This is a genomic window from Thiolapillus sp. (assembly GCF_048562965.1).
GTDB classification, from domain to species: domain Bacteria; phylum Pseudomonadota; class Gammaproteobacteria; order Chromatiales; family Chromatiaceae; genus Thiolapillus; species Thiolapillus brandeum_A.
The window spans coordinates 1-1006 of record NZ_JBHNMF010001013.1; the positions used below are offsets into that span (position 1 = coordinate 1).

1 protein-coding gene is annotated in these 1006 nt (G+C 47.6%); it reads right to left on the reverse strand.

The window, feature by feature from the left end:
- Positions 1-94: 94 nt before the first annotated feature.
- Positions 95-916: a hypothetical protein gene (locus ACOCD2_RS21885; protein ID WP_293675244.1), complete on the reverse strand. Its 822-nt coding sequence runs from the start codon at positions 914-916 to the stop codon at positions 95-97.
- Positions 917-1006: the final 90 nt, after the last annotated feature.

Genomic DNA, 1006 nt, shown 5'->3' on the forward strand with positions numbered 1-1006 from the left:
GATGATGGTTTCACAACTCCATCTTCTCAGAGACCGGGTGGGGGGCTCTACCCCGACAGGACTGACCTGATCATTTGCCTCAAACCCACCTCAGCTACCCACAAATTCTGCTGAGGAGCCTTATATCAGCAGCAAGGAAGTAATCGGCATATTCATACAGCCCCCATAGCACACCGAGAGCTACGATAATCGTTGCGGCACCGAATCCTATAGACATGCGCTTGTGATATTTTTCCTGAAGTCCCCAGTATCTAACTGAGGCATGCAAGGCGAGGCTTTCATCGTAGGTACGGGTTATATTCTCAAGCTCGGCATTTGTCTTCTCAAGCGACTTTTTCAACTCCTGGTCATATTTAGCAATACTGGTATCGAATCGTTTTTGCTGGGCTTCGATTAACTGACTTGACCTATTATTCAGATGATCAAGATGTTCTTGTGCTTTCTCCGCAATCTTACTTTGGCGATTAAATTCTTCATCCCAACGGTGCTTAAGCTTTTTAAGGATGTGCCCCTCATGTTCTGCTTTCCCGTGAAGGCCACGCTCCCAATCAATCGCAGCCTGAATCCCTTTTGCAACATTGAGATCCCAGTTGTTCAGATTGAAATCTAGGAAATAGGCGAGAGCAATAGCTGCTCTTGCCGGATCCGTTTCTGCCAGTTTCTGGACAAATCCCGCAAAAGGCGCATCAGCCGTGAATATCCGCTTTTCTTCCAGCCTCTCCTGGAACTCATCAACCAGTATCCCTATCTTGCTGGCATACTGCTCCTTATTGGCAACGAATCGAGGCAATTCAATTTGAGATATGTTAATCAGGGCTTGCCAGGCCGCCTCTAAAGAACGGGCTAGCGCAGCATACTCGTCATGCTGATTAGGCAACTGCGTAAAAAAATCGTAACTACTCACCCCTATCAGCATAGAGCTGTCCCGAAAAGGCCATTTGAATGGCGACCAGCGGATTGTATCCCTGATTTGCCATGGTCTGCAGGTAACTGGAGATGCGGCAAT

Excerpts from the sequence above, each read along its gene's own strand:
- ACOCD2_RS21885 (WP_293675244.1), bottom strand. The coding sequence starts at position 916 with ATGCTGATAGGGGTGAGTAGTTACGATTTTTTTACGCAGTTGCCTAAT.